Annotated in this window: 27 protein-coding genes and 1 riboswitch; of the genes, 14 read left to right on the forward strand and 13 right to left on the reverse strand. The window is 46.1% G+C overall.

The window, feature by feature from the left end; translation table 11 throughout:
* Positions 1–18 precede the first annotated feature (18 nt).
* Positions 19–549, reverse strand: coding sequence for an inorganic diphosphatase (ppa, locus tag MSG33_RS17020; protein WP_012841160.1), 531 nt, complete (start codon positions 547–549; stop codon positions 19–21).
* 127 nt (positions 550–676) lie between these two features.
* A complete protein-coding gene (fbp, locus tag MSG33_RS17025) occupies positions 677–1693 on the reverse strand; it encodes a class 1 fructose-bisphosphatase (protein ID WP_005392321.1) in 1017 nt (338 codons plus the stop codon).
* Positions 1694–2005: 312 nt separating this feature from the next.
* Here fbp and mpl point away from each other — a divergent pair, with 312 nt between their 5' ends.
* The 5 genes from mpl (at position 2006) to thiQ (ending at position 7574) form a co-directional block, all read left to right on the forward strand.
* The gene (gene mpl, locus MSG33_RS17030; RefSeq protein WP_248381525.1) at positions 2006–3364 is read left to right on the forward strand and encodes a UDP-N-acetylmuramate:L-alanyl-gamma-D-glutamyl-meso-diaminopimelate ligase; all 1359 of its coding nucleotides are present in this window, start codon (positions 2006–2008) and stop codon (positions 3362–3364) included.
* A 4-nt stretch (positions 3365–3368) separates the two neighbouring features.
* Positions 3369–4004 carry a flavin prenyltransferase UbiX gene (locus MSG33_RS17035; RefSeq protein ID WP_248381526.1) on the forward strand — a complete coding sequence of 212 codons (636 nt, stop codon included), beginning with the start codon at positions 3369–3371 and terminating at the stop codon, positions 4002–4004.
* Positions 4005–4041: 37 nt separating this feature from the next.
* Positions 4042–4178, forward strand: a riboswitch (TPP riboswitch).
* 71 nt (positions 4179–4249) lie between these two features.
* A complete protein-coding gene (thiB, locus tag MSG33_RS17040; protein WP_006742963.1) occupies positions 4250–5242 on the forward strand; it encodes a thiamine ABC transporter substrate binding subunit in 993 nt (330 codons plus the stop codon).
* A 41-nt stretch (positions 5243–5283) separates the two neighbouring features.
* Positions 5284–6870: a thiamine/thiamine pyrophosphate ABC transporter permease ThiP gene (gene thiP / locus MSG33_RS17045; protein WP_282451126.1), complete on the forward strand. Its 1587-nt coding sequence runs from the start codon at positions 5284–5286 to the stop codon at positions 6868–6870.
* Positions 6870–7574, forward strand: coding sequence for a thiamine ABC transporter ATP-binding protein (gene thiQ / locus MSG33_RS17050; protein WP_109168747.1), 705 nt, complete (start codon positions 6870–6872; stop codon positions 7572–7574). The genes thiP and thiQ overlap by 1 nt, the downstream gene beginning before the upstream one ends.
* 18 nt (positions 7575–7592) lie before the next feature.
* On the opposite strand, the gene MSG33_RS17055 is transcribed toward thiQ, so the two are convergent.
* Positions 7593–8540: a LysR family transcriptional regulator gene (locus MSG33_RS17055; protein ID WP_248381528.1), complete on the reverse strand. Its 948-nt coding sequence runs from the start codon at positions 8538–8540 to the stop codon at positions 7593–7595.
* A 92-nt stretch (positions 8541–8632) separates the two neighbouring features.
* Between MSG33_RS17055 and MSG33_RS17060 the strand changes: the two genes are divergently transcribed.
* A complete protein-coding gene (locus MSG33_RS17060) occupies positions 8633–9709 on the forward strand; it encodes an alkene reductase (RefSeq protein WP_248381530.1) in 1077 nt (358 codons plus the stop codon).
* A gap of 63 nt (positions 9710–9772) precedes the next feature.
* Here MSG33_RS17060 and MSG33_RS17065 read toward each other — a convergent pair whose 3' ends face one another.
* The 4 genes from MSG33_RS17065 to argR all read right to left on the reverse strand — a co-directional run bounded on the left by MSG33_RS17065 (position 9773) and on the right by argR (position 14972).
* Positions 9773–10210 carry a universal stress protein gene (locus tag MSG33_RS17065; protein ID WP_005392306.1) on the reverse strand — a complete coding sequence of 146 codons (438 nt, stop codon included), beginning with the start codon at positions 10208–10210 and terminating at the stop codon, positions 9773–9775.
* 42 nt (positions 10211–10252) lie between these two features.
* Positions 10253–12832, reverse strand: coding sequence for a TRAP transporter permease (locus tag MSG33_RS17070; RefSeq protein ID WP_065644958.1), 2580 nt, complete (start codon positions 12830–12832; stop codon positions 10253–10255).
* A gap of 295 nt (positions 12833–13127) precedes the next feature.
* Positions 13128–14096 carry a TAXI family TRAP transporter solute-binding subunit gene (locus tag MSG33_RS17075; RefSeq protein ID WP_005392302.1) on the reverse strand — a complete coding sequence of 323 codons (969 nt, stop codon included), beginning with the start codon at positions 14094–14096 and terminating at the stop codon, positions 13128–13130.
* Between the two features lie 405 nt (positions 14097–14501).
* Entirely contained in the window at positions 14502–14972 is a 471-nt protein-coding gene (gene argR / locus MSG33_RS17080) for a transcriptional regulator ArgR (protein WP_031780246.1), read from the reverse strand.
* Positions 14973–15331: 359 nt separating this feature from the next.
* On the opposite strand from argR, the gene mdh reads away from it, so the two are divergent.
* Together mdh and MSG33_RS17090 are read left to right on the forward strand one after the other, a co-directional pair.
* Positions 15332–16267, forward strand: coding sequence for a malate dehydrogenase (gene mdh / locus MSG33_RS17085; RefSeq protein ID WP_005392300.1), 936 nt, complete (start codon positions 15332–15334; stop codon positions 16265–16267).
* Between the two features lie 113 nt (positions 16268–16380).
* Positions 16381–16572, forward strand: a complete 192-nt coding sequence (locus MSG33_RS17090) for a hypothetical protein (RefSeq protein ID WP_005392299.1) — start codon at positions 16381–16383, stop codon at positions 16570–16572.
* A gap of 89 nt (positions 16573–16661) precedes the next feature.
* Here MSG33_RS17090 and ispB read toward each other — a convergent pair whose 3' ends face one another.
* Positions 16662–17633, reverse strand: a complete 972-nt coding sequence (ispB, locus tag MSG33_RS17095; protein ID WP_005392297.1) for an octaprenyl diphosphate synthase — start codon at positions 17631–17633, stop codon at positions 16662–16664.
* A 256-nt stretch (positions 17634–17889) separates the two neighbouring features.
* Here ispB and rplU point away from each other — a divergent pair, with 256 nt between their 5' ends.
* The 6 genes from rplU (at position 17890) to folA (ending at position 21819) form a co-directional block, all read left to right on the forward strand.
* Positions 17890–18201, forward strand: a complete 312-nt coding sequence (rplU, locus tag MSG33_RS17100) for a 50S ribosomal protein L21 (protein WP_005383096.1) — start codon at positions 17890–17892, stop codon at positions 18199–18201.
* 20 nt (positions 18202–18221) lie between these two features.
* Positions 18222–18479 carry a 50S ribosomal protein L27 gene (gene rpmA, locus MSG33_RS17105; RefSeq protein ID WP_005383095.1) on the forward strand — a complete coding sequence of 86 codons (258 nt, stop codon included), beginning with the start codon at positions 18222–18224 and terminating at the stop codon, positions 18477–18479.
* A gap of 206 nt (positions 18480–18685) precedes the next feature.
* Positions 18686–19861, forward strand: a complete 1176-nt coding sequence (gene cgtA, locus MSG33_RS17110) for an Obg family GTPase CgtA (RefSeq protein ID WP_005383091.1) — start codon at positions 18686–18688, stop codon at positions 19859–19861.
* A gap of 195 nt (positions 19862–20056) precedes the next feature.
* Positions 20057–20857, forward strand: a complete 801-nt coding sequence (locus MSG33_RS17115; protein WP_053809456.1) for a threonine/serine exporter family protein — start codon at positions 20057–20059, stop codon at positions 20855–20857.
* On the forward strand, positions 20857–21330 hold the full coding sequence (locus MSG33_RS17120) for a threonine/serine exporter family protein (protein ID WP_005392295.1): 474 nt from the start codon (positions 20857–20859) through the stop codon (positions 21328–21330). Before MSG33_RS17115 ends, MSG33_RS17120 begins: the two co-directional genes overlap by 1 nt.
* 9 nt (positions 21331–21339) lie before the next feature.
* Complete coding sequence (gene folA / locus MSG33_RS17125) at positions 21340–21819, forward strand: type 3 dihydrofolate reductase (RefSeq protein ID WP_046874034.1); 480 nt, start codon at positions 21340–21342, stop codon at positions 21817–21819.
* Between the two features lie 268 nt (positions 21820–22087).
* Here folA and MSG33_RS17130 read toward each other — a convergent pair whose 3' ends face one another.
* The 5 genes from MSG33_RS17130 to surA form a co-directional block, all read right to left on the reverse strand.
* Positions 22088–22894, reverse strand: coding sequence for a symmetrical bis(5'-nucleosyl)-tetraphosphatase (locus MSG33_RS17130; RefSeq protein WP_248381532.1), 807 nt, complete (start codon positions 22892–22894; stop codon positions 22088–22090).
* Positions 22895–22909: 15 nt separating this feature from the next.
* Positions 22910–23290: a Co2+/Mg2+ efflux protein ApaG gene (gene apaG / locus MSG33_RS17135; RefSeq protein WP_005379668.1), complete on the reverse strand. Its 381-nt coding sequence runs from the start codon at positions 23288–23290 to the stop codon at positions 22910–22912.
* Between the two features lie 75 nt (positions 23291–23365).
* Complete coding sequence (rsmA, locus tag MSG33_RS17140) at positions 23366–24175, reverse strand: 16S rRNA (adenine(1518)-N(6)/adenine(1519)-N(6))-dimethyltransferase RsmA (protein ID WP_248381534.1); 810 nt, start codon at positions 24173–24175, stop codon at positions 23366–23368.
* Positions 24172–25170 (reverse strand): 4-hydroxythreonine-4-phosphate dehydrogenase PdxA, encoded by a 999-nt coding sequence (gene pdxA, locus MSG33_RS17145; protein WP_047009044.1) that lies wholly within the window; start codon positions 25168–25170, stop codon positions 24172–24174. Before pdxA ends, rsmA begins: the two co-directional genes overlap by 4 nt.
* Positions 25160–26443, reverse strand: coding sequence for a peptidylprolyl isomerase SurA (gene surA / locus MSG33_RS17150; protein ID WP_006742728.1), 1284 nt, complete (start codon positions 26441–26443; stop codon positions 25160–25162). The genes pdxA and surA overlap by 11 nt, the downstream gene beginning before the upstream one ends.
* Between the last annotated feature and the right edge of the window lie 55 nt (positions 26444–26498).

The following is a 26498-nucleotide window of genomic DNA, read 5'->3' on the forward strand; positions in this document are numbered from 1 at the left end:
TATCAGCAGCAGTGATGCTTATTTTTTCTGAGCGCGCTCGTAAGATTCTAGGATTTCAGCTTTAGCGGCAGCAACATCTGCCCAACCATCCACTTTGACCCATTTACCTGCTTCAAGCTCTTTGTAACGCTCAAAGAATTGCGTGATCTGCGCTTTCAGTAGTTCTGGGATATCGTCCACATCTTGGATGTGATCGTACTCTTTCGAGATTTTGGTGTGTGGAACCGCAAACACTTTTGCGTCTTCACCTGACTCATCCGTCATCTTCAAAACGCCAACAGGACGGCAGCGAATCACTGAACCTGGCATAAGTGGGTATGGTGTTGGTACCAGTACGTCAACTGGGTCGCCATCAAGAGACAGCGTATTGTTCACGTAGCCATAGTTACATGGGTAGAACATCGGTGCAGACATGAAACGGTCAACAAATACCGCACCAGAGTCTTTATCTACTTCGTACTTGATTGGATCTGCATTTGCAGGAATTTCGATCACGACATAGATATCTTCAGGCAGTGACTTGCCTGCTGGCACATGGTTTAAGCTCATTAGAATATTCCTTTTCATTAACGATGAGTCACACTGAAGCGGCTTCATCTGATGATAAATTCGCGTTTCACTTTAGCGACAAAAACGCGGCAGGTAAACACCTGCCGCGTTGGACAAAGGTCTGAAATTATTCTTCGTCGCGGTGCAGTTCAAGGAACTCTTCAACTTTGCGAACCATGTTCTTAGAACCCACAAAGAAAGGCACACGTTGGTGCAATTCGGTTGGTTTGATATCCATGATGCGATTGACGCCGTCTGATGCAATACCGCCCGCTTGCTCAATTAAGAACGCCATTGGGTTACATTCATAAAGTAGACGCAGTTTGCCCTGAGGATGGCTTTGCGTACTAGGGTAAAGGTAGATACCACCTTTCAGTAAGTTGCGGTGGAAATCAGCAACCAATGAGCCAATGTAGCGAGAAGTGTATGGACGACCGTCTTCTGGCACATTCTCTTGGCAGTACTTGATGTACTTCTTCACCCCTTGAGGGAAGCGAATGTAGTTACCTTCGTTGATCGAATAAATCTTGCCTTCTTCTGGAATCATCATGTTTTCATGAGAAAGGCAGAAGCTGCCGATAGATGGGTCGTAAGTAAAGCCGTTTACGCCGTTACCCGTGGTGTAAACCAACATGGTTGATGAACCGTAAATCACGTAACCAGCGGCAACTTGCTTATGACCAGGCTGAAGGAAATCTTCTTCTGTCGCTGGTGTGCCAATAGGTGAAACACGGCGATAAATAGAGAAGATAGTACCGACAGAGACGTTCACATCGATGTTAGAAGAACCATCAAGTGGGTCCATCAGTACCACATATTTGGCGTTTTGGTTGAGCTCTTTGTTGAAAGCAACCGCTTCGTCTTCTTCCTCACTGGCAACGCCACACACTTGGTCACGAGCTTCAAGCGCGGCTTTGAACTTATCGTTCGCGTAAACATCGAGCTTTTGCTGGTCTTCACCTTGGACATTTTCCGTGCCCACAGCACCAGTGATATCACCGAGACCCGCTGCGTTGATTTCGCGGTTAACGATTTTTGCAGCTAAACGAATGGAGGCTAAAAGGGATGATAGATCACCGCTAGCGTGGGGGAAATCCGCTTGTTTTTCGACAATGAACTCGCCTAGGGTGCGCAGTCCTGACATGGTTAATCCTTACATTTTCATTTCATTGGGGGTAGTGCGCAAGTGAGCATCTCTTTATGGATGTTAAACGATTGCGCTGGATGTAAGTTTAAGTCGCAGATCTTTTTAATGGTAATGAAGTAACTGTTTGAGATCTCAATTTATTTGTAGACTTGTTTGAGGGATTCATCAGTAAGCAAGAGGTTGTACAGTCTGTGTTCAACCTTGTCATATTTGTGAAAGGGACTGCAAGAAGAAGGCTAAAGTCTCTCGCTTTTCTGGTTGTGATCGCGATAATGAAAGCATTAAAGAACGCATTACAAGGTTTAGTTTATGCACATTCATATCTTGGGTATCTGTGGCACATTTATGGGCGGCGCTGCGATTTTAGCGCGCCAATTAGGGCATAAAGTCACTGGTTCTGATGCCAACGTTTACCCACCGATGAGCACGTTGCTTGAGTCTCAAGGTATTGAAATTATTGAAGGCTTCGACCCGTCTCAACTCGACCCTCAACCAGACCTTGTGGTGATTGGTAATGCCATGAGCCGTGGTAACCCATGTGTTGAACATGTGCTCAATACCAACATGCGCTACACCTCTGGTCCGCAGTGGCTCAACGAGTTTTTGCTGCACGATCGCTGGGTATTGGCGGTATCGGGTACACACGGTAAAACGACTACGTCGAGCATGCTGGCTTGGATACTCGAAGACTGCGGTTATCAACCTGGTTTCCTAGTTGGTGGAGTACTTGGTAACTTTGGAGTCTCTGCTCGTTTGGGTGAAAGCATGTTTTTTGTCGTTGAAGCGGACGAATATGACAGTGCTTTTTTCGATAAGCGTTCTAAGTTTGTGCATTACCATCCTCGAACCTTAATCATGAACAACCTTGAGTTCGATCATGCTGATATCTTCGATGATCTAGAAGCGATCAAGCGCCAATTCCATCATTTAGTGCGAACGGTTCCCGGCAATGGCTTAATCTTAGCTCCGAAGCAAGACCAAGCTTTGGCGGATGTATTAGAGCGTGGTTGCTGGACAGAAAAGCAGTTTTCAGGTGTTGATGGCGACTGGCAAGCGCACAAGTTAGTGCTTGATGGCTCAAAGTTTGAAGTTGCTCTGCAAGGCGAGAAGGTCGGTACCGTCGAATGGGATTTGGTGGGCGATCATAACGTTGATAATGCGTTAATGGCGATTGCCGCGGCGCGACACGTTGGCGTAACGCCGGAGCTTGCGTGTCAGGCTCTGGGCCGTTTCATTAACACCAAGCGCCGTCTTGAGTTAAAAGGTGAAGAGCAAGGTGTGACGGTTTACGATGATTTTGCGCATCACCCAACGGCAATTGAACTCACCGTCGGTGGTTTGCGTAACAAGGTAGGCGAAAAACGCATTCTTGCCGTGTTGGAACCTCGTTCTGCCACTATGAAGCGCGGCGTGCACAAAAACACACTCGCGGATTCGCTACACATTGCAGATGAAGTGTTCTTATTCCAACCAGACAATATCGAATGGTCGGTGCAAGATATCGCGGAACAATGTCAGCAACCTGCTTTTGTTGACGCTGACATCGATAACTTTGTAGCGAAAATCGTTGAACGTGCGCAGCCAGGTGACCAAATCCTCGTGATGAGTAATGGTGGCTTTGGCGGTATTCACGGCAAGATCCTCGAGCAACTTAAACAAAAAGCCTGATTTTATGCAAAACAAACAGCAGCAAGCAGAAAGAGCCATCACTTTAGCGTTAACTGGAGCATCTGGTGCGCCTTATGGTTTGCGACTTTTAGAATGTTTGGTCGCGGCGGATTATCATGTCTACGTTCTGATCTCTTCGGCGGCTCGTGTCGTGATGGCAACCGAACACAACCTTAAGCTGCCAAGTGGGCCAGAAGCCGCAAAGCAAGCGTTGGTAGAGCACCTGAACTGCAATCCCGATAACATCACCGTTTGCGGTAAAGATGACTGGTTCTCACCGGTAGCATCTGGCTCTGCGGCACCAAAGCAAATGGTGGTTTGCCCATGTTCTGCGGGAAGCGTTGCGGCCATAGCACACGGTATGTCGGACAACTTGATCGAACGGGCCGCTGACGTGGTGATGAAAGAGCGTGGGCAGTTGTTGCTCGTCGTTCGCGAAACGCCATTTTCAACGCTGCATCTGGAGAACATGCACAAGCTATCGCAAATGGGCGTCACCATCATGCCAGCGGCTCCGGGGTTCTACCATCAGCCAAAGAGCATTGAAGACTTAGTGGATTTTATGGTGGCGAGAATTCTCGACCACTTAGGTATTGAGCAAGGTCTAGTGCCTCGTTGGGGTTATGACCAGCGTTCGTGAGCTGATTGTGTAACCACTCAAATACCTTTACAATCCATCCAACTCATCGGGGAGCAAACCCATTTAGCATTGAGTCAATCAATGCATTTGGGCGCTGAGACCTAAGTTCTTAACTAGGGACCCGTATTACCTGAACCAGATAATGCTGGCGTAGGAATTGAGTCTGGATATTGGAAGTCCTTAATAGCCGCCTCAACCCTGTGCCGCTCAACTTATTTCTCTGAAATACTCATGGAGAGCGAGCAGTGAAAACCACTTCAAGTCTGATTGCCTTAGCTGCAATTACTTCAACTTCAGCGTTTGCTGCTGAAAACCCATTAACTATTTATACCTACGATTCTTTTGCCGCAGATTGGGGGCCGGGTCCTAAAATCGAGCAAGCTTTTGAAGCAAAATGTGGCTGTGACGTTAACTTCGTGGCGTTGGACGATGGTGTGTCGATCCTGAATCGTCTTCGTCTTGAAGGCGGTAATAGCAAAGCCGACATCGTGTTAGGTTTGGATAACAACCTGATGGCAGAAGCGAAGAAAACCGGTCTGCTTACCGAGCACAATGTGGATACGGCCAACACAGTGTTACCAAATGGTTGGAGCGACACGACGTTTGTACCGTACGATTACGGCTACTTCGCGTTTGTGTACAACACAGAGAAACTGGCTAATCCGCCGAAAAGCATGAAAGAGCTGGTGGAAACGCGCGACGATTTGAAAGTGATTTATCAAGATCCGCGTACGTCAACGCCGGGCCAAGGCTTGATGCTGTGGATGAAATCCATCTATGGCGACGATGTGACGCAAGCGTGGCAGAAGCTAGCGAGCAAAACCGTAACGGTCACGAAAGGTTGGTCAGAAGCGTATTCCATGTTCCTTAACGGCGAGTCGGACTTAGTGCTTTCTTACACTACGTCACCTGCGTACCACTTAATTGCGGAAAACGATTCAAAGTTTGCGACGGCGAATTTTGCTGAAGGTCACTACATGCAAGTTGAAGTCGCCGCTAAAGTGAAAGGGGCAAAAAATTCAGAACTTGCTGATCAATTTATGAATTTCATTTTAAGTGATGAGTTCCAGTCAGCGATGCCAACGGGTAACTGGATGTACCCTGTTACTGACGTTGAGTTACCTAAAGGTTTTGAAACCTTGAGCGTTCCAAACAAGTCGTTGAGCTTTAGTGCTGATGAAGTGGCAAAAATGCGTAAGTCTTGGATTCGTGAATGGCAAAGCGCACTGACGTTTTAGCTGACGTTCCACCCCTCATCTGAATGAGATAGGTTTTACCTTTGAATTCTGTTCCAAAAATAGGTTTAGGGGTCGCGATGATCATCGCGACCTTTGTTGTTTCTGCCCTAGGTGCTTTGATTGTTCAAGCCCCTTCACTTGATGTGTCAGTGGTATGGGACGACCCGTATTATCAACATGTCACCAAGTTCAGCTTCTACCAAGCTTTTCTTTCCACATTGCTCAGTGTTGGCTTTGCCATTCCAGTTGCGCACGCGCTTTCACGTCGCCAATTTTGGGGTAAGTCATTACTGCTTAAGCTGTTTGCATCGACGCTAGTTTTGCCTGTTTTGGTTGGTGTTTTCGGGCTGTTAGCGATTTATGGCAACAGCGGTTTGTTAGCGCAGTGGCTACAGAGTTTCGATAGCAAACTGCCATTTTCTATTTACGGTTTGAACGGCATTTTACTCGCCCATGTGTTCTTTAATTTACCTTACGCGGCGCGCTTGCTGTTGCAAGCATTAGAATCTATTCCTGCCGAGCAACATAAGCTGTGTGCGCATTTAGGTATGAACCATTGGAATAAGTTTCGTTGGGTGGAATGGCCGCGTTTAAGGCAGCAACTTCCCCACGTTTGTGGCTTGGTATTTATGTTGTGCTTCACCAGTTTTGCCACTGTAATGGCGTTGGGGGGCGGGCCAAAATCCACCACCATTGAATTGGCAATTTACCAAGCGATTAAGTTTGATTTTGATTTACAAGCAGGGGCGTTATTGGCACTGTGGCAGATGCTGTTATGTGGACTGCTTGCGATTGGAGTGCAGAAGTTAACAAAGCCTGTTTCTATCAGTGCTGGCAGCACATCGGTACAGCAATATTTAACGAAGGATCATGGGTGGTCAAAAGCTTGGGATAGCTTTTGGATCATAGGTGCTTTTTTACTGGTGATACCACCGTTATTGATGGTGTTACTGAGTGGCATCAACCAACAAGTTTGGACGGTGTTAACCGATGAACGTTTTTGGTCTGCGTTATCTAACTCACTCAAAGTTGCAGGGTTAGCCAGTGCGCTTGCGGTCGCTGCGGGCGTGTCCATTTTGTTGACTAGCCGTCGTTGGCGGTTGCAGTACAAAAATACGCGAGCCGATCAGATTGAGCTAATCGGCACCATTATTTTGGTGACGCCAGGTTTGGTGATTAGCACCGGTTTATTCTTGCTGTTGCGATCATTTACCGATGTTTTTAGCTTGGCGTTTTTTGTCGTGATTTTGGTGAACGGTTTGATGGCTTTGCCTTACGTGATCAAAACGCTGGCACAGCCAATGCTGCACATCGAGCAGCAATACCAGTATGTGTGTGCCAGCTTAGGCATGCGTGGCTGGCAACGCTTTAAAGTGGTGGAGTGGCAGGCGCTGCGCAAGCCATTCGCACATGCGTTTGCGATCAGCTTTATGTTTGCGATAGGCGATTTAAGTGCTATCGCGTTGTTTGGCGGGCAAGAGTTCCGCACTTTGCCTCTGTATTTGTTCCAGTTACTTGGCAGCTATCAGATGGAAGCGGCTGCGGTGGTATCGGTGACCTTGTTGTTGTTGAGTGTGGGCTGTTTTGCCTTGATTGAGAAAGTATTGAAAACGAAGGAGAGAGCGTAATGTTAGTGTTGGATGATGTGCAGTACACCTACCAACGTGAGCTGTTTCGTTTTGACTTAACGATTGAGCAAGGTCAGATAGTGTCGCTGATGGGACCAAGTGGGGCTGGAAAATCGACTTTGCTGGCGTTGGTGGCTGGGTTTATCCATCCTGACCAAGGTGACATTCGGGTTGATGGTGAGTCTATTGTGCGTAAAGAGCCTTATCAGCGTCCTTTCTCCATGCTGTTCCAAGAGCATAACTTGTTTTCTCACTTGTCGGTGCGTGACAACATTGGCTTAGGTTTACACCCAGGGCTGAAGCTCACTGTAGACCAAAAGCGTCAGGTTGAACAAGCGGCGCAGCAAGTTGGCGTTGCAGAGTACCTCGACCGTTTGCCTGAGCACCTTTCTGGAGGGCAGCGTCAACGTGTTGCCTTGGCGCGTTGTTTTGTTCAGCCTCATCCTATGTGGCTGTTGGATGAGCCTTTCTCGGCGCTTGATCCGGTTTTACGTGAAGAGATGCTGAGTTTGGTAAAAAAACTGGTGGCAGAGCGGGGAATAACCGTATTGATGGTCACGCACCATTTAAGCGATGCCAAAGCCATTGCCAGCCACTTTGTGTTTGTGGCTGATGGCAAAGTGGAAGCGGCGGATAGTATGTCTGCATTGAGTGAGCAGCATGCTAGTGAGAAGCTTGCGGCATTTATCCGAGCCGCACGCTAATGCTCAATGGTGGCTGGGTTATGCTTCTCCGCAACACAAACCATGTCGAGGACCAAATTCAAATTGAGATCTTAGGCTCATGATATGGTCAATCATCGCTTGTACTCGTCGCGTTCGGTTTGCGCCAGGACGATAGACTAAATAAATGGGCATTGGTACCGTGTGCCATTGAGGTAAGACTCTGACTAAGGAGCCATTTTCTAGCTCTTGCGTCATGTTTTGCATAGGTAAGTTAGCGATGCCTAGTCCTTTGAGTGCGCCTTTTAATACCGCTTCTACGGTGGTGCTAGAGAAGTTACTGCTTACCGAGACGTTGACGGTGCTGTCCTGCGAAATCAACGTCCAAGGGCCTATCTCTGAAACATACTGATATCTCAAACAGTTGTGTGTTGTCAGATCTTCTGGCGTTTTAGGTACGCCACACTCAGCTAAATACTCAGGACTGGCGGCCAATACTCGGGTGGTGTAGCCCAATTTTTTAGCAATCAGTCGATCATCGACGATCTGGCCGACTCGAATTGCCATATCAAAACCGTGTGAAAACAGATCAACAAAATCGTTCGATGCTTCTAACGCAATTTGTACTTTTGGGCATTGTTTTAAAAATGGTAAAAAGATGTGCTCAGCCATATACGCGTCCAAGGCTGGTGGCGCAGCAATGCGAAGCCGACCTTGGATCTGCTGTTCCATTTCCTGAACGTCTTGACCAATCGAGTGAAATTCCTCAACTAAGCTTGCAGCACGCTCTAAAACCATTTGACCAGCTTCGGTAATCACCAACTTTCGGGTCGTGCGCTCTAGGAGCTTGGCTTCAAAGTGTTGTTCGAGTTTGGTTATGGCTTTACTAACAGTAGATTTTGGTAGGTTTAACTCCAGCGCGCACTTGGTTAAGCTCAGTAGTCGACAGCTTGTGACAAAGATAGAGAGCGTCCTAAAGTCAATTGTTTCTAAATTTCGAACAATCACTTTCAATTATCCATATTGTTTCAATATTGATCTGATTATAGTCTGGCTCTTCATCCTTAGCCATCAAGTTATTGTCATTTGAGGTAAACAACATGTCCAACTCTGTAGACTTATTTTCTCCTATCGAACTCGGTCAATTAGCATTAAATAACCGTGCCATTATGGCCCCTTTAACGCGCGCTCGTGCCAGCGCAGATCATATCCCGAATGACCTTATGGTTGAGTACTATGCTCAACGCGCGAGTGCTGGACTTATCATTGCTGAATGCACCATGGTGATGGAAGGAACGTCTGCTTTTATGGCAGAACCGGGCATTTATAACGAAGAACAAATTGCAGCTTGGAAAAAGGTAACGGATGCGGTTCATGAAAGAGGCGGTAAGATCGTATTGCAAATTTGGCATGCGGGACGCGCTTGTCATCCTGAACTGAATGACGGGAAAACGCCTGTTGCAGCGAGCGCACTAGCCATTCGTGATGAGTTAGTTCATACCCCTTCAGGTAAGCAAGCATATACGGTACCACGAGCACTCGAAGTGGATGAGATAGCTTCCATTGTGGCAGCGTTTAAGCAAGGTGCGAAAAACGCTAAGAGAGCAGGCTTTGATGGTGTGGAGATACATGGCGCCAATGGTTATCTTATCGATAACTTTCTTCGTGATGGATCGAATTTACGTACTGATGAATACGGTGGCTCAGTCGAAAATCGTGCCCGTTTTTTACTTGAGATAGTTAAAGAAGTGGTCGAGGTATGGGGACCTGGAAGAGTAGGGCTGCGCACATCACCATTAAATGGATTTAATGACATGAAAGACAGCGATCCGGTTGGCTTGGTTCGTTACTTAGCTAAGCAACTTAATGCTTTCGATCTTGCTTATTGGCACGTGATGCGTGCGGATCTAAAGGGCGTACAAAAAGCAGATGTTCTCAAGCCAGCACGCGAAAACTATCAAGGTTACCTAATGGCCAACGTGGGCTACAGTGCACAAGAAGCGACAACGGCAATTGCAGAAAATCAAGTTGATGTGGTCGCATTTGGCGTTCCATTTATCGCCAACCCTGATTTAGTTGAGCGATTTAAGAAAAATGCACCTCTTAATGAGGCAAAACCTGAGCACTTTTATTTAGGTGGAGCAGAAGGTTATACCGATTACCCAGTAATGGCATAATCCTTACTTGTTCAATATAAAAAGGACGCTAATGTTAGCGTCCTTTTTCGTTTCTTTAGTTGTTTAACCTTGCGGTTTCACGACCATCACATTGATTGGAGAATATTCCACGACCTTACTTGCGACAGAGCCAAGCATTACTTTATTGATTTTAGAACGCTTGTGACTTGGCATAATGATGAGATCAGCGCCCAAGCGCTCTGCATAATCAAGAATCGTCGCGTAGGCTTTGCCCTCAGCAACATGCACTTGGTACACCACATCTTCAGCAATATGCTTATTGGCAAAAGCTTTTAATTGCTGCTTCACGTCTTGCTTCATTTTGGCTGCTGCATCTTTTGGGAAGTATGTAGCAACCATCGACATGTGAATACCAGGTAGTACTGTTAGAAGGTGGATTTGCGCATTCGCTTGCTTTGCCTGCCAAACCGCTAGTTCAACCGCTCGGTCTGAAAAGCCTTGGTCATTTAGATCAACCGGAACAAGAATTTGTTTGTACATTCAATGTCTCTCACTAAGGCCCCTTCCTCGGGGCCAAATCGGTTATGCGCTCAATTGTTCCTTACGAGCACGACGTTTTTGGTTCATGGCAAGCACCAGCAAAATCATTAAGCATGGCACAAATACCCATTCTTTCATCGGACGTTCTGCATCTTGGATAACCCACTTGATCTCCCAATCAAAGTCGATACCTGCAGACTCTGCCGGGCTACCAAACTCGACCATATCGACAATCATTTTGTTGTCGCTTTCGGTCAGCATCAGACCCATAGACGAAATACGCGCTTCCGCTGTTGTCGCACTGTCTTCGAATGGAAGACGAACCGTTTTCTCGATGTAGTCGCCCTCAAGGTTTTCGCCGGCAACACGTAGCTCCAATGATTCTCCTACATTTAGCGTTTCCGTGATTTGAGCTACCTCAACGCCAGGAGAAAGAACTTTCGCTGGATACAGCATGTCCCACCAAAAACCAGGACGGAAAAACGAAAATGTCAGTACTAATAATAGAACGGTTTCCCACCACTTGTTACGCGTGAACCACCATCCTTGTGTTGCGGCGGAGAAGATCAGCATCGCAATGATCGATGAGATGACAGTGAGTGCTAAATGCCACCAAGAGTCTATCCCCATCAACAGTAGCTGGGTATTGAACACAAACATGAATGGCAAAATGGCGGTTCGAATATCGTAAGTAAAGCCTTGGATACCTGTACGAATCGGGTCTGATTTAGCAATCGCAGCCGCCGCAAATGCCGCAAGACCTACGGGTGGGGTGTCGTCGGCCAAAATACCAAAGTAGAAAACGAACAAGTGCACCGCAATGAGTGGGATGATCAAGCCATGTGCTGCACCTAGCGTGACAATAACCGGTGCCATCAACGTAGATACTACGATGTAGTTCGCCGTTGTCGGTAGACCCATCCCAAGAACCAAGCTGATTATTGCGGTAAACAGCAGCATAAGAATGATGCTACCGCCAGAGATAAACTCAACGAAGTCCGTCATGACCAGGCCGATACCCGTTAGGGTGACGACCCCAACCACGGTACCTGCCGCTGCCGTTGCAACGCCGATACCAATCATGTTACGAGCGCCAGCAACCAAGCTCTCAGCCAGATCAACGAAGCCATCTTTGGTTTGCTGCATCATGTCACCTTGCTTTGATAACAGAGCAATCAATGGACGCTGAGTCAGCAAAATGAAAATCATGAACACCGTTGCCCAGAATGCTGAAAGACCTGGCGAGAAGCGCTCTACAGTCAGACACCAAACCAATACAACGATAGGCAGTAGATAGTGCAAACCAGATTTAACCGTTGGGCCAGGATCTGGTACTTCTGTTAACTCTGCATCAATCTCAATTGCGCCATCTTGCACATGATTCGCTGAGATCTTCACCAAGCCAACGTACGCAATTAACAGGGCAACCGTAACAATTGGCGTCGCGGCATCACCAAAGACATCTTTCGTCCAACCCACTCCGTAGTAAACCAATGCGCTGATCACACACAGTCCTAAGATTGTGCCAGTAAAGGAAAGTAAACTTTGTACTAACGTTGGGTTGTGGCGACGAGGAAGACCTGTCATACCCGCTTTACACGCCTCAAGGTGAACGATGTAAATCAAAGCGATGTAAGAGATAAGTGCCGGAAGTAGGGCAGCCTTAATCACCTCAACGTATGAGATACCGACATATTCCACCATCAAGAATGCCGCCGCGCCCATGATTGGTGGCGTTAACTGACCATTGGTTGAGGCAGCAACTTCAACGGCTCCCGCTTTGGTGCCCGGAAAACCGACACGTTTCATCAATGGAATGGTAAAGGTACCAGTGGTTACCACGTTTGCGATTGAAGAGCCAGAAACAAGCCCGGATAAACCAGATGCAACAACGGCCGCTTTTGCAGGACCACCTTTCATATGACCCAGTAAAGAAAAGGCGACTTTAATGAAGTAAGCACCTGCGCCAGCGCGTTCCAGCATGGCGCCAAACAATACAAACAAGAACACAAAAGAGGTTGAAACGCCTAATGCGACACCAAATACACCTTCCGTTGTTAGCCATAAGTGAGACATGGCCTTGTTTAAGCTCGCTCCTTTATGCGCGATGACATCGGGCATGTAAGGGCCAGCAAAGGTGTAAGTAAGGAAGACAGCAGCAACCACCATCAGTGGTGGACCGAGCGCTCGGCGTGTTGCTTCTAAAAGGAGAACCATACCGATGACAGCAACGACGATATCTACCGTTGTTGGTGCACCGGAACGTCCGGCTAGCTCGGTATAAAAAAGGTAAATATATGCCGCAGAAAAACTACCTGCTAGCGCCAATATCCAATCGACAAGAGGGATATGATCGCGAGGGGAATTTTTCATCGCTGGATAAGCAGTGAAAGCCAAGAAGATCGCGAAAGTGAGGTGGATTGATCGCGCTTCCGTGTCGTTCAGTACGCCGAAATTAAAAATAAATGGTAGCGGAGATGCGTACCATAATTGAAATAGTGACCAACACAGAGGAACAAACCAAAGGATTCGTCCTTGCATTCCCGAGGGGCTACGTGCACCTGTGTCTGCCTGAGCCACCATTTCTTGCACATCTTGTGACGGAGCTTGATTCGTCGCCATGTACTTTTTCCTTATTATTGATGGTCCTGTCGGATTTTTATCGAGAACCACACTTCGCCTTTATCAGTGTAGCGAATGGAGCGAAGTTTGCTTTCGAGTATTTTGCTGCCTGAACTCAAAGTGTTGAATTTTGGAGACTCTGCTAGGCGGCGTTTAAGTTTTTCTTGGGTATGAACTCGCAATTTTCGGAAGAAAACTGGCGAATGAAGCATGCAGTTAGCACGTGCTACAACCTGCATGCTCAAACAGGCAGAAAACCATCTTTTCCTGCCTGTGAGTTTGGAGTCTGAGGAAGTTACTTAAGTAGACCCACTTCTTTGTAGTATTTTTCTGCACCTGGGTGAAGAGGGATAGATAGACCCGCTTTCACCATGTCTTCTTTTTTCAGGTTTGCAAACGCAGGGTGTAGACGTTTGAACGTATCGAAGTTTTCAAACACGGCTTTTGCAACGTTGTAAGCGACATCGTCTGAAACGTCTGCTGTTGTAACCATCGTTGCTGCAACACCAAAGCTGTTTACGTCTTTGTCTGTGCCACGATACATGCCAGCTGGCACTGAGCTAAAGGCGTAGTATGGGTTATCAGCAACAATCTTATCGATTTTCGGGCCTGTTGCAGAAACTAGCTTAGCATCACATGATGTTGTTGCTTCTTTGATTGAACCGTTCGGGTGACCCACCATGTAAATGAATGCGTCAATTTTGTTGTCACAAAGTGCTTGAGAACGCTCAGAGCCCTTTAGCTCAGAAGCCAATTTGAAGCTGTCGTTTGTCCAGCCCATCGCTTCCATAACAACGCCCATGGTTGCACGGTCACCAGAGCCAGGGTTACCGATGTTTACGCGCTTACCTTTTAGGTCTTCAACGTTTTCGATACCTGAATCTGCACGAGCAATGATGTTGAAAGGTTCTGTATGAAGAGAGAACATTGCACGTAGCTTTTTGTACGGGCCTTGTTCCGCAAACTTACTCGTACCATTGTAGCCGTGGTACTGCCAATCCGATTGCACGATACCAAAATCTAACTCGCCAGCACGGATAGTGTTAACGTTGTAAATAGAGCCGCCAGTCGATTCTACTGAACAACGAATGTTGTGTTCTTTACGACCTTTATTGACCAATTTACAGATAGCACCACCAGTAGGGTAGTAAACACCTGTAACAGAGCCAGTACCGATAGTAATAAACTCTTGAGCGTTAACTGCGCCTGCACCCATTACTGCTGCAGCGATAGCGCCTACTTTGAGAAGTTTGTTAAATGCCATGAATTTCCCTTCCTTATATTCATTATTTACCCGGAAATAACCATAAATCACTTCTGGAGTTTCCTATTTGGAAACGGCATCTTTTCCAATCCAATCGTTTGAAAAAGCGAGTGAATCATAACAAAAAATTGGCAGAAAATTATCCAATTGTTAAATGTTATAGTTGATAAGTCTGAATCTTGTGCAGGAGGATAGTATTAGATTTGTGATTTAATTCTTTTTATAACAAACACTTAATAAGTATTAAGTGAACGAAGTGAAAAAGATCAATTGCGTGATGTTAATCACAAAATGGGTGGTTAAATAATGGTCTGGATAAGCAAAAAATTTACATAAATCATGGGCTACAAAATGAGATTTCTTTTATAGCCCACAAAGAGTTAGCTGATCTAAATGTGAAAGAACTTAGCCAGTGTATTCGAACAGTTCACACACTGATTTGAACAACTGTTCAGTCGTAATCGCCATCGTTGGAGTGATAAAGATAGTGTCATCACCTGCAACAACACCAAGAATACCTTCGGATTTACCCAGTGAGTCAAGCAAGCGAGCAATCAACTGCGCAGCACCAGGGCCAGTATGGATAACAACTAATGCCGCGTTATGGTCAATGTCTAGCACCAGTTCACGCAAAGAGCTGCTTACAGTCGGTACGCCTAGCTCAGCAGGAAGGCAGTAAACCATTTCCATTTTTGCATTGCGTGTGCGGACAGCGCCAAATTTAGTCAGCATGCGTGATACTTTCGATTGGTTAATGCTTTCAAATCCTTGTTGTTTGAGTGCATCAACAATCTCACCCTGTGAGCCAAAGCTCTCTTCTTTTAATAGGGCTTTAAAGGCGCGGACTAAGTTGTCTTGTTTTTCTGAATTGCGCATAGTCATTACGAATCTCTTATTACGGGTCAGCAATTTTGCATATTCTCGCATATATATTCATGCGGTGCCAAAGAGTCCCAGTATTATGTTAGTTACGTCACTGTAAACTATATACCACATGGAATTCTTTAACTATATGAAGTAGGGCTGTTTTTGTTTTCTTGAATTCCTTGTCATTTCAACAGAATAAAAGAATAATCCAAGCCCCATTTGTAGCACGGTAACAGCGAGTTGCGCGAGGTCGCAAAGCTAGCGTTAATTGATTGTAATCAAGTTGTGATTCCGATAGCTTTATTTAAGTTGGTTACAAACTACCCTACGAATACGTTTATAAGAGAAATACTCTCAAGGAGAACTACATGAAAGTAGCCGTTATTGGTGCCGCTGGTGGCATCGGTCAAGCCCTGGCCCTTCTACTTAAGAACCGTCTTCCTGCTGGTTCTGATTTAGCCCTATACGATATTGCTCCAGTAACTCCTGGTGTGGCTGCTGATCTTAGCCACATCCCGACGCCAGTTTCTATCAAAGGTTACGCGGGTGAAGATCCTACTCCAGCACTAGAAGGTGCGGATGTTGTGCTGATTTCTGCAGGTGTTGCTCGTAAGCCTGGTATGGATCGCGCGGATCTATTCAATGTAAATGCTGGTATCGTTAAGTCGCTAGCGGAGAAGATTGCGGTTGTTTGTCCGAAAGCTTGTGTTGGTATCATCACAAACCCGGTAAATACAACAGTGCCAATTGCCGCTGAAGTACTTAAAAAAGCGGGTGTTTACGATAAGCGTCGCTTGTTCGGTGTAACAACACTGGATGTTATCCGTTCAGAAACATTCGTTGCAGAGCTAAAAGACAAAGATCCAGGTGACATTCGCGTACCTGTTATCGGTGGTCACTCTGGCGTAACGATCTTACCTCTACTGTCTCAAGTGGAAGGCGTTGAGTTTACAGCTGAAGAAGTAGAAGCATTAACGAAACGTATTCAAAACGCAGGTACTGAAGTTGTAGAAGCGAAAGCGGGTGGTGGTAGTGCAACACTATCAATGGGCCAAGCTGCATGTCGCTTTGGTCTGTCTCTAGTTCGTGCTCTTCAAGGTGAAGAAGGCGTAGTTGAATGTGCATACGTTGAAGGCGACGGTGAACATGCGACTTACTTCGCACAGCCTGTGAAACTGGGTAAAGAAGGCGTAGAAGAAGTACTAAGCTACGGCAAACTCAGCGACTACGAAAAGTCTGCACTAGACGGTATGCTAGAAACACTAAATGGCGACATCAACATTGGTGTTGAATTCGCAAAGTAATCTAGAAAACCCGAATAAGAAGAAAGCCGATCAAAATGATCGGCTTTTTTGATCTTTGGCTTCTCTGCTTCGTAAAACTGCTTGATCAAAACCACGTGGTGAAGGAGAAGATGATGGAAGCAAGTCGAATCCGTAAAGGCATGGTTGTTGAATGCCAGCAGGGCGTAGGTACGATATTGGTGGTCGACCGTGAAGCAGAGACGGTACTGTTGTCGAAACAAGGCTCTGATCAGCAGATTGCGGTTAGCTTTGATGAAATAGAAGATGACCCACAACTGCATGGCGGTAGTGACAGATATTACTAGCGCCTATCACGGCATTAGGTATCAGATACAAAAAAGGAAGAGCTTGCTCTTCCTTTTTGTTTTAAGTCTTGCGTTATGGGTTGCTATGATTACTTCGTGCGTTGTACCGCGACATGAGCCAGAGTAATAAGCGCTTGCTTGTATTCAGATTCCGGCAATACTGATAGTTCTTCGATTGCTTTGTCTGCTTCTTCTAGTGCTTTTTGCGTCGTGTATTCCAGAGATCCGGCCTCTTTCATCACCGCGAGAATTTCTTCTAAGCGATCCATGCCATTGGCCTTCTCAATTGCTTCGCGAATCATGAGGGCATTGTCTGGCGTGGTATTACGCATAGCGTGAAGTAGAGGCAAAGTTGGCTTGCCTTCAGCCAAATCATCCCCCACATTTTTACCCATGTCTTCGCCATCAGAGGTGTAATCCATGACGTCATCAATAAGCTGAAACGCAGTACCCAAATACTTACCGTAATTTTGCATTGCGATTTCAACATGCTCAGGAGCATCGTTTAAGATTGCGCCAATTTGAGTTGCTGACTCAAATAAGCGTGCCGTCTTAGAGTAGATGACTTGCATGTAGCTTTCTTCTGTCGTGTCAGGATCGTTACAGTTCATCAACTGCTGAACTTCACCTTCGGCGATCACGTTTACGGCGTTGCTCATTAGCTTAAGGATCTTCATGGATCCTAGCTCCGTCATCATTTGGAATGAGCGAGTATAGATAAAGTCCCCAACTAACACGCTAGCAGCATTGCCAAATGCAGCATTCGCAGTTGCTTTACCGCGGCGCATGTCTGATTCGTCGACCACGTCATCATGCAGCAAAGTCGCTGTATGGATGAACTCAATAAACGCAGCTGCCATTGTATGACCGTTGCCTTGGTAACCAAGTGCGCGGGCTGACAGTATCGCTAAAAGCGGTCTCAGACGTTTGCCTCCACCACTCACGATATAAAAACCGAGCTGGTTGATTAAAGAGACATCAGAATTAAGTTGGGCTTGAATTGTTTCATTCACTTTTGCCATGTCATCGGCAGTAAGCGCTTGGATAGTTTTAAAATCCATCGTATATCCGGCTGAAGTTAGACCCTGCAAGGCTTATTCGATTTATATAATTGTCGAATAATACACTAAAAAACGTTGATTAATACATTACTAAAGGGCATGATTGCCGCACTTTTCTTTGGCGATTAGCTTTTCGCCAATTTTTTCAAAATATGGCTTGTCATAGGAGCATCTATTCTGTAGAATCTGCGCCCTATTGATGATTAGTTTAGCGCACACCCTCAAGAAAGGCTGTGCGGAAAAAGCGGAGTAAAATATGTACGCTGTTTTCCAATCTGGTGGTAAACAACACCGTGTAAGCGAAGGTCAAACTCTTCGTTTAGAGAAATTAGACGTTGAAACTGGTGCAACTGTAGAATTTGATAAAGTTCTTCTTGTTGCTAACGGCGAAGACATCAAAGTTGGTGCTCCTCTTGTAGAGGGCGGCAAAATTGTTGCTGAAGTTGTACAACACGGTCGTGGCGATAAAGTTAAAATCGTTAAGTTCCGTCGTCGTAAGCACTCTCGTAAGCAACAGGGTCACCGTCAGTGGTTCACTGAAGTGAAGATCACTGGTATCAACGCTTAATCTATTAGGAGAGTTTAACAATGGCACACAAAAAAGCTGGTGGTTCTACTCGTAACGGCCGCGATTCAGAAAGCAAACGTCTAGGTGTTAAGCGTTTCGGTGGTGAATCTGTACTTGCAGGTAACATCATCGTTCGTCAACGTGGTACTAAGTTCCACGCTGGTAACAACGTAGGTATCGGTAAAGACCACACTCTATTCGCTCTTACTGAAGGTAAAGTGAAGTTCGAAGTGAAAGGTCCTAAGAACCGTAAGTTTGTAAGCATCGAAGCTGAGTAATTAGGTTTTTACCAAGTTACTTAATAGCTTTAAGCTGAATTCAAAAGCCCTGCCGAATCGGCGGGGTTTTTTATTTATGGCAGTCGACATATCGAAGTTTCTCGTTTCCACGTTATTTGTGGGCTGGGAGCTTAGATCTGTCATCTGCTAAAATTGTCAGATGACAAAGTAGATTTAATCCACGCACGAAGTAGTCGGAGTAAAAGATGAAGTTCGTAGATGAAGCGGTAGTAAAAGTTCAGGCTGGCGACGGCGGTAGCGGCGTTGTGAGTTTCTGGCGTGAAAAATTCATCACTAAAGGTGGCCCTGATGGCGGTGATGGTGGCGACGGTGGTGATGTTTATATCCAAGCCGATGAAAACCTTAACACTCTGATTGATTATCGTTTCCAGCGCTTCTACGAAGCGGAGCGTGGTGAGAATGGCCGCGGTGGTAACTGTACTGGTAAACGTGGTAAAGACATCGTTCTTCGTGTGCCTGTAGGTACGCGCGCAGTGGATATCCACACAAATGAAATCGTGGCAGAAGTTGCTGAACACGGTAAGAAAGTGATGATCGCAAAAGGCGGTTGGCACGGTCTAGGTAACACGCGTTTCAAATCTTCAGTAAACCGCGCGCCTCGTCAAAGAACATTAGGCACAAAAGGTGAAGTACGTGAAATTCGCCTTGAGCTATTGCTTCTTGCTGACGTTGGTATGCTTGGTCTACCTAATGCAGGTAAATCAACCTTTATCCGCGCAGTCTCAGCAGCAAAACCAAAAGTCGCTGATTACCCATTCACGACGTTGATCCCAAGCTTGGGCGTAGTGAGTGTCGTACCAGAGAAAAGCTTTGTTGTTGCAGACATTCCAGGTCTTATCGAAGGTGCAGCAGATGGCGCTGGTCTTGGTATTCGATTCTTGAAGCACTTAGAGCGTTGCCGAGTGTTGCTGCACATGATCGATATTATGCCAATTGATCAGTCTGATCCGGTGCAAAATGCACTAACGATCATTGATGAGCTAGAGCAATACAGTGAAAAACTGGCAAGCAAGCCACGCTGGTTAGTATTCAACAAAGTTGATTTAATGCCTGAAGAAGAAGCGAATGAGAAGATCCAAGAAATCTTAGACGCACTAGGCTGGGAAGACGAGTACTTTAAGATCTCGGCGATCAATCGTAACGGCACTAAAGAGCTTTGTTACAAACTGGCTGACTTTATGGATAATCTACCTCGCGAAGAGGAAGAAGTGGCTGAAGAAGATAAAGTTAACTTCATGTGGGATGACTACCATAAAGATGCGATGGCGGGTAAAGACGTTATCACTGAAGATGACGACGACGATTGGGATGACTGGGACGATGAAGAAGATGACGGTCACGTTGTCTACGTTCGTGACTAATCAAAACCGTCAAACAATGCCTGTTTGCCTATAATTCATTAAGCCGCAATTATTTATTGCGGCTTTTTTTGTATCTAAATCATATTTAGATGGTGTAATTTACGGCACAATAGCCGATACGTCGTGATTTTTGAGGGCTAGTTTGGACCTCTCGCGTATGAATGAGCAACACCCTAAAAGGAATTAGACTTATTTATGACTCTAGAAACCATACCGTCTGGAGAGTTGGCGGTATCCACTCAACGATCTATTTCTCGCCTTGTTGCCCAAGCCGGGCAAATGCTACTCGCTCATGGTGCTGAAAGTACTCTGGTGAGCGATATTATGCGCCGTATTGGCCTTGCTTGTGGGGTTAATGAAGTTGCGGTTGCGCTATCAGCCAATGCACTGGTTGTAACGACGGTAATGGATGGACACTGCATCACCACTACCCGAAGTTGTGCCGATCGTGGCATTAATATGCGCGTTATTACGCAAATTCAACGTATCTGCATCATGATGGAGCGTGGGCTGCTCGATGCAACCATGGCGCAGAAAAAGCTGAACGCCATCAGTCCAGAGCGTTATAACCGCTGGTTGGTGGTGTTTATGATTGGCTTGTCATGTGCGGCATTCAGTCATCTGGCAGGTGGTGATTTGGGGGTATTTGTTATGACCTTTTTAGCATCAGCTGGTGGCATGATCGTTCGCCAAGAAATTGGTCATCGTCACTTTAATCCTTTACTGAACTTTGCAGCGACCGCCTTTGTCACCACCTTAATTTCTGCGCAAGCGGAAATCTACCAAATCGGCAATCTGCCCACCGTTGCAATGGCATCGTCGGTATTAATGCTCGTGCCGGGTTTCCCGTTGATCAACTCGGTAGCAGACATGCTGAAAGGGCACATTAACATGGGTATTGCCCGGTTTGTGATGGCCAGCTTACTGACGTTGGCGACGTGTTTGGGCATCGTTGCTGCGATGAGCGTTACTGGAATTTGGGGGTGGGCAATCTAATGAGTTTGTTTGATTTGATGCTTGGCCTGCTGAATGACATGTTTTTCGCTGCGATTCCCGCAGTTGGATTTGCACTGGTTTTTAACGTGCCACAAAGAGCTTTAGTGTATTGCGCTGTTGGCGGCGCGATTGGACACGGCAGCCGTTATTTGATGATGCAGTTTGGTATTCCCATTGAATGGGCGACCTTTTTTGCCGCGACGCTAGTTGGGATGATCGGGGTATACTGGTCTCGCCGCTTTCTCGCGCACCCAAAAGTGTTCACTGTGGCAGCTTTGATCCCGATGGTACCTGGCGTGTTTGCATACAAAGCAATGATAGCCATGGTTGAGATCAACCATATTGGTTATTCACCTGAGCTCGTTGCAACTTGTATGGAGAACTTTCTTAAGGCCATGTTTATTATTGCAGGTTTAGCTGTTGGTCTTGCTGTTCCAGGGCTGTTATTCTATCGCCGCAGACCTATTGTGTAAGGACCTAACATGATCATTAGTATGATTGCCGCGATGGCCGACAATCGCATCATTGGCAAAGACAATCAAATGCCTTGGCATCTTCCCGCTGATTTCGCTTGGTTTAAGCGTTGCACCATGGGAAAACCGGTTGTGATGGGACGCAAAACCTATGAGTCTATTGGTCGCCCTTTACCTGGTCGCTTGAATATTGTTATCAGCCGTGATGAGACACTAAAGATCGAAGGCGTCACTACCGTAACATCGATTGAGCAAGCTTTGGACGTGGCTGGTGACGTGGAAGAAGTGATGATCATTGGTGGTGGTGCGATTTACGCAGCTTGCCTACCGATGGCCAATAAACTATATGTAACACACATTGAAGCCGCGATTGATGGTGATACTCAGTTCCCAGATTGGGGAGACGAGTTTAAGGAAACTTACTCAGAAAAGTATCAAGCCGATGAGAAGAACGCCTACAACATGCGCTTTACTGTGTTAGAAAAGTAATTCGAGATTAATACAGCGTAGTTAATACGATAATGCCGTTCGTATAACAGCGAGCGGCCATCCCGGCCTGCCATCATCCTGAAAGCGACGGAGGAGCGTGATTCAGGATCTTCTATACGAGTACTTTGTTGTCAAAGGTATCTCTATCTACCCGCAGCGTGCGGATATTAGATTCCTAGTCTCGCTAAGGCTCGCTGGAATGACCCTACAGGAGATGTTAGGTGACAGGCATTCTCCCTACGATGGATTATCGACTATTATTCCGTGTTTAACTTAACGCATCCTGAGTAAAGATTTTCTTATCGTTCCAACGGATCATGGTTAGGCTTCCGCCCCAAACACAGCCAGTATCCAGACCGATGATCTCTTCGTCTACATGGCCTTGTAGTGCAGCCCAGTGACCAAATAACACCGTTTTATTGAGGTGAACGCGCTTAGGTACATCAAACCATGGAATAAGTTCGTTACCGGAAACTTGTTGTGGTGGTAGTTTACAATCCATATCCAAACGACCATCGGGGAAACAAAAGCGCATCCGCGTAAAAGCATTGATAATATAACGGTATCGGTCCAAACCCTGTAGAGAGTCATCCCAGGAATCAGGTTGATTACTGTACATGTTTTTTAAGAGCCAAGGCAGCTCTTCACTTTGGATGATGCGTTCAACTTCGCGGGCACATTTTCTTGCGGTTTTTAGATTCCACTGCGGTGATATACCAGCGTGACACATCACGAACTCGTCATGCTCAGCCATAAGAGGTTGCTGAGCTAGCCATGCTAATAGATCTTCTTTGTCGGGTGCTGTGAAAATAGGCGCGGTTTTATCTTTGTCTTTGACCTTTTTTATCCCGTGAGCAACGGCGAGCAGGTGAAGGTCGTGATTACCAAGCACCACTGTTGCGCTTGTGCCAAGTGACTTCACAAAGCGTAAAGTTTCTAGTGATTTAGGCCCTCTGGCGACCAAATCACCAGCGAGCCAAAGTTGGTCTTTTTTCGCAGAGAAAGAGACTTGTTCTAGTAGTCGCTGCAATTCATCAAAACAGCCTTGAATATCACCAACAATATAAGTAGCCACTGAATCTCCAATTTACTAATTTAAAACATTTGGAACAGCAAGACGAAATGGTTCAATTTCGGTGATGAACTCCTGTCCTTTTTCATCCAGCATTTTGTAGTGCCCTTGCATAACGCCGACAGGGGTTTCTAACGCGGTTCCGCTACTGTACGTGTATTCATCATTGCTTGGAATAAAAGGTTGTTGACCCACCACACCGTCACCTTCAACCGTCATTTGCTTGCCATTCGAGTCTGTGATTAACCAGCGACGGCTCACTAACTGCACGGTTTGTTGGCTAAGGTTTTTGATGGTGATGATATAGGCGAAAACGTAGCGTTGTAGCTCAGGATTGGACTGTTCTTCGATGTATTTGGTGTGAACTTGAATTTTGATGCAAGGTTGAATGACGTCCATGTGCACTCCTCAGAAACGTAATATCCCAATAATAATAAGCCAAACCGGCAAGGGTTTGGCTTATCGTTTGAGTTCTTAGTGCTGCGGGTTATCCGCAAGCCAGTTCGCCATCGCGACGAATTGTTCTAGCGTCAGGTTCTCTGGACGCATGCTTGGATTAACACCTAGCTCTTCTAGTACTTCTGTGCTTAACAACGATTTGTAGCAGTTACGAACTGTTTTGCGACGTTGGTTAAAGCCTTCACGACAAACGCGATCCAGCAAACGCAGATCTTTCGCAGGGCATGGTAGCTCTTCGTATGGCACTAGACGAACGACAGCAGAGTCCACTTTCGGTGGTGGAACGAATGCCGTTGGCGGCACTTCCAGTACTGGTACCACTTTACAGTAGTACTGAGCCATTACCGTTAAACGGCCGTAAGCTTTGCTGCCAGGGCCGGCGGCTAAGCGGTTTACCACTTCTTTTTGCAGCATAAAGTGCATGTCTTGAATGTCTTTATGGAATTCAAAAAGGTGGAACATCAATGGTGTAGAGATGTTGTACGGCAAGTTACCGAAAATGCGTAGCTTGTTGTTTGGCTTCACTAATTTAGTGAAGTCAAAACGCATAGCGTCACCCTCATGGATGGTCAACTTATCCGCCAGTTCAGGGTGAGTACGTAGGCGTTCTGCCAGATCGCGGTCTAATTCGATGACCGTGAATTTATCCACTTCACGACCTACCGGCTCAGTGATTGCACCAAGACCAGGACCAATTTCAACCAGGTTTTGACCTGGTTTTGGGTTAATCGCTGATACGATTCCATCAATAATGTATGGATCGTTCAGGAAGTTTTGACCAAAACGTTTACGCGCTTTGTGTCCTAAATGGACATCATTTCTCATTGTTTCTTCTCTACCAAATCTATCGCATGCGTGAGCGCTGTTCGGAAACTCCCTGTATCCGCTTGACCTGTCCCTGCCAGATCTAATGCAGTACCGTGATCCACCGATGTTCTAATAAAAGGTAGACCAAGAGTAATGTTTACTGAACGACCAAAGCCTTTGTATTTTAATACTGGCAACACTTGGTCGTGGTACATGCCTAAAACAGCATCAGCATCATTTAAATATTTTTCATTGAAAATGGTATCTGCCGGCAAAGGGCCGATCAGGTTGATACCTTTTTCTTGTCGAATCTTTTCCAGTGTCGGAGTGATGGTTTCGATCTCTTCACGACCTAAGCAGCCATCTTCGCCAGCATGAGGGTTAAGCCCGCAAACGTAGATGTTTGGTTGTGCGATAGCAAACTTTTCTACAAGGTCTTTATGAAGAATATCGATGATTTTTTCTAATCGCTCTTCGGTGACCGCTTTGGACACATATGCTAAAGGAATATGTGTTGTGACCAGCGCCACTCGTAGTCCTTCCGTTGCTAGCATCATGACGACTAGCGGCGTTTTTGACTTCTCGGCGAAAAACTCAGTATGACCACTGAATGCAACACCTGCGCGATTAATCACTCCCTTATGAACAGGGCCGGTGACAATAGCATCAAATTCATCATTCATACAGCCTAAAGCGGCTCTTTCTAGCGTTTTTAGTACATAGTGGCCATTCGCTTCATTGAGCTCGCCTGCGACCGCAGGTTCCGATATTTGGATATGATCAACGATAAGCGTGCCAGCTTTTTGTGCTTTAGGCGCTTCTTCTGGATTGTAATCAGACAGTTGGACTTCAATGCCAAGCTGCTTGGCTCTGTCCATCAGCATATTTTTATCGGCGCAGACGACAATTTGGTGTGCCCAATCTTCCTTCGATAAGGCAAGCACTAAGTCTGGGCCGATACCCGCAGGTTCCCCTGCGGTTACGACAATTCTACGAATTGTATTAGTTGTCATTGTTGTCATCCACGATTTCAACAAACGCACTTGCGCGTAGCTCTTGCATCCATGCGCCCGCTTCTTCATTAAATTTACGGTTAAATAGAATACGGTAAGCCTTATTCTTCATCGCTGAGTCAGTGCGGTCAACTTGGCGACGATCCAACACTTCAACGATATGCCAGCCGTGAACGGTTTTGAACGGTTCGCTGATTGAGCCAACAGGCAGAGTTTCTACTTGGTGTTTAAATTCTGGCACGTACAGATCTGGCGTTTGATAACCTAGCTCACCGTCTTGCGCTGCCGAACCAGGGTCTTGGCTGTATTGTGTTGCCAGTTGAGCGAAAGTGGCTTCGCCAGCTTTGATGCGGCGTACAAACTCATTCAGTTGCTTCTTCGCCCCTTCGTCACTCAGAATCACGGTTGGTTTAATCAAAATATGACGCGCATTTACTTCCGTTACCGCAACCGTTTCTAAGCCTTTTACATCTTCAATTTTTAGGATGTGGAAACCGACGCCACTGCGGAATGGGCCAATGATGCTGCCTTTGTTTTGCATTTTGATCTGATCGGCAAAGATGGTTGGCATTTCTTCTTTACGCATCCAGCCCCAGTCGCCACCTTGTAAAGCTTTAGGACCTTTTGAGTAGGTGTAGGCCATCTCCGTAAAGTCTGCACCTTCGTTTAGCTTTTTCGCCAGCGCTTTTGCTTCTGCTTCTACAGCAGACTTTTCTTTGTCATCAGAGAAGCGCAGTTGAATGTGTCCAATTTTGTATTGAACGGTCGCATTGGTTTCTTGTGATAGTTGCTCAGCAAGGCTGTCGACTTCTGCTGGAAGGATATTAATACGGCGACGAACCAGTGCATTACGGGCTTCTGAAGCGGCGATTTCCTTACGGATTTGTTCGCGGAATTCTGGGTAACTCAAGCCTTCACTTTCTACAGAAGCGGCGAGTTGTTCTACAGATTGTTCATTATTACGTGCGATCTCCGCAATCGCTTGGTTTAAACGGTTGTCGTCAATACGTACACCGATACGGTCTGCTTCTTGGCCTTGCAACGTATCAATAATCAGTTTTTCAACTACTTGTTCTTTTAACACGCTAGCAGAAGGTAAGCTTTTTCCGCTTTGACGTGCGTTGGCTTGCAGCGTTTTCATCGCTGTTTCAATGTCGCTTTGTAGAATTACACCGTCGTTCACGATGACCGCAACCTTATCGATCTCTACTGGTGCTGCAACCGCTCCGCAAGAGAGTAGGGTCGTGAATAAGATTGATTTCCAAATTTTCATTTAAAATTCCGTCAGTATTTTTTGAATAGGCGTCTTATTCATTTAAGACGCCTAT

Origin of the sequence: Vibrio sp. 1CM7H, assembly GCF_023161645.1 — a bacterium.
In the GTDB taxonomy this organism is placed as follows: Bacteria; Pseudomonadota; Gammaproteobacteria; order Enterobacterales; family Vibrionaceae; genus Vibrio; species Vibrio diabolicus.

Bases quoted from the DNA above. Each gene is read 5' to 3' on its own strand.
- MSG33_RS17070 (WP_065644958.1), bottom strand. From the start codon at position 12,832: ATGGCGACGAATCAAGCTCCGTCACAAGATGTGCAAGAAATGGTGGCT.
- MSG33_RS17120 (WP_005392295.1), top strand. From the start codon at position 20,857: ATGAGTTTGTTTGATTTGATGCTTGGCCTGCTGAATGACATGTTTTTC.
- apaG (WP_005379668.1), bottom strand. From the start codon at position 23,290: ATGGACGTCATTCAACCTTGCATCAAAATTCAAGTTCACACCAAATAC.
- MSG33_RS17060 (WP_248381530.1), top strand. From the start codon at position 8,633: ATGTCCAACTCTGTAGACTTATTTTCTCCTATCGAACTCGGTCAATTA.
- MSG33_RS17075 (WP_005392302.1), bottom strand. From the start codon at position 14,096: ATGGCATTTAACAAACTTCTCAAAGTAGGCGCTATCGCTGCAGCAGTA.
- folA (WP_046874034.1), top strand. From the start codon at position 21,340: ATGATCATTAGTATGATTGCCGCGATGGCCGACAATCGCATCATTGGC.
- fbp (WP_005392321.1), bottom strand. From the start codon at position 1,693: ATGTCAGGACTGCGCACCCTAGGCGAGTTCATTGTCGAAAAACAAGCG.
- ppa (WP_012841160.1), bottom strand. From the start codon at position 549: ATGAGCTTAAACCATGTGCCAGCAGGCAAGTCACTGCCTGAAGATATC.
- argR (WP_031780246.1), bottom strand. From the start codon at position 14,972: ATGCGCAATTCAGAAAAACAAGACAACTTAGTCCGCGCCTTTAAAGCC.
- rpmA (WP_005383095.1), top strand. From the start codon at position 18,222: ATGGCACACAAAAAAGCTGGTGGTTCTACTCGTAACGGCCGCGATTCA.
- mdh (WP_005392300.1), top strand. From the start codon at position 15,332: ATGAAAGTAGCCGTTATTGGTGCCGCTGGTGGCATCGGTCAAGCCCTG.
- mpl (WP_248381525.1), top strand. From the start codon at position 2,006: ATGCACATTCATATCTTGGGTATCTGTGGCACATTTATGGGCGGCGCT.
- MSG33_RS17115 (WP_053809456.1), top strand. From the start codon at position 20,057: ATGACTCTAGAAACCATACCGTCTGGAGAGTTGGCGGTATCCACTCAA.
- ispB (WP_005392297.1), bottom strand. From the start codon at position 17,633: ATGGATTTTAAAACTATCCAAGCGCTTACTGCCGATGACATGGCAAAA.
- thiQ (WP_109168747.1), top strand. From the start codon at position 6,870: ATGTTAGTGTTGGATGATGTGCAGTACACCTACCAACGTGAGCTGTTT.
- MSG33_RS17090 (WP_005392299.1), top strand. From the start codon at position 16,381: ATGGAAGCAAGTCGAATCCGTAAAGGCATGGTTGTTGAATGCCAGCAG.
- rplU (WP_005383096.1), top strand. From the start codon at position 17,890: ATGTACGCTGTTTTCCAATCTGGTGGTAAACAACACCGTGTAAGCGAA.
- pdxA (WP_047009044.1), bottom strand. From the start codon at position 25,170: ATGACAACTAATACAATTCGTAGAATTGTCGTAACCGCAGGGGAACCT.
- cgtA (WP_005383091.1), top strand. From the start codon at position 18,686: ATGAAGTTCGTAGATGAAGCGGTAGTAAAAGTTCAGGCTGGCGACGGC.
- rsmA (WP_248381534.1), bottom strand. From the start codon at position 24,175: ATGAGAAATGATGTCCATTTAGGACACAAAGCGCGTAAACGTTTTGGT.
- MSG33_RS17035 (WP_248381526.1), top strand. From the start codon at position 3,369: ATGCAAAACAAACAGCAGCAAGCAGAAAGAGCCATCACTTTAGCGTTA.
- MSG33_RS17065 (WP_005392306.1), bottom strand. From the start codon at position 10,210: ATGTACAAACAAATTCTTGTTCCGGTTGATCTAAATGACCAAGGCTTT.
- surA (WP_006742728.1), bottom strand. From the start codon at position 26,443: ATGAAAATTTGGAAATCAATCTTATTCACGACCCTACTCTCTTGCGGA.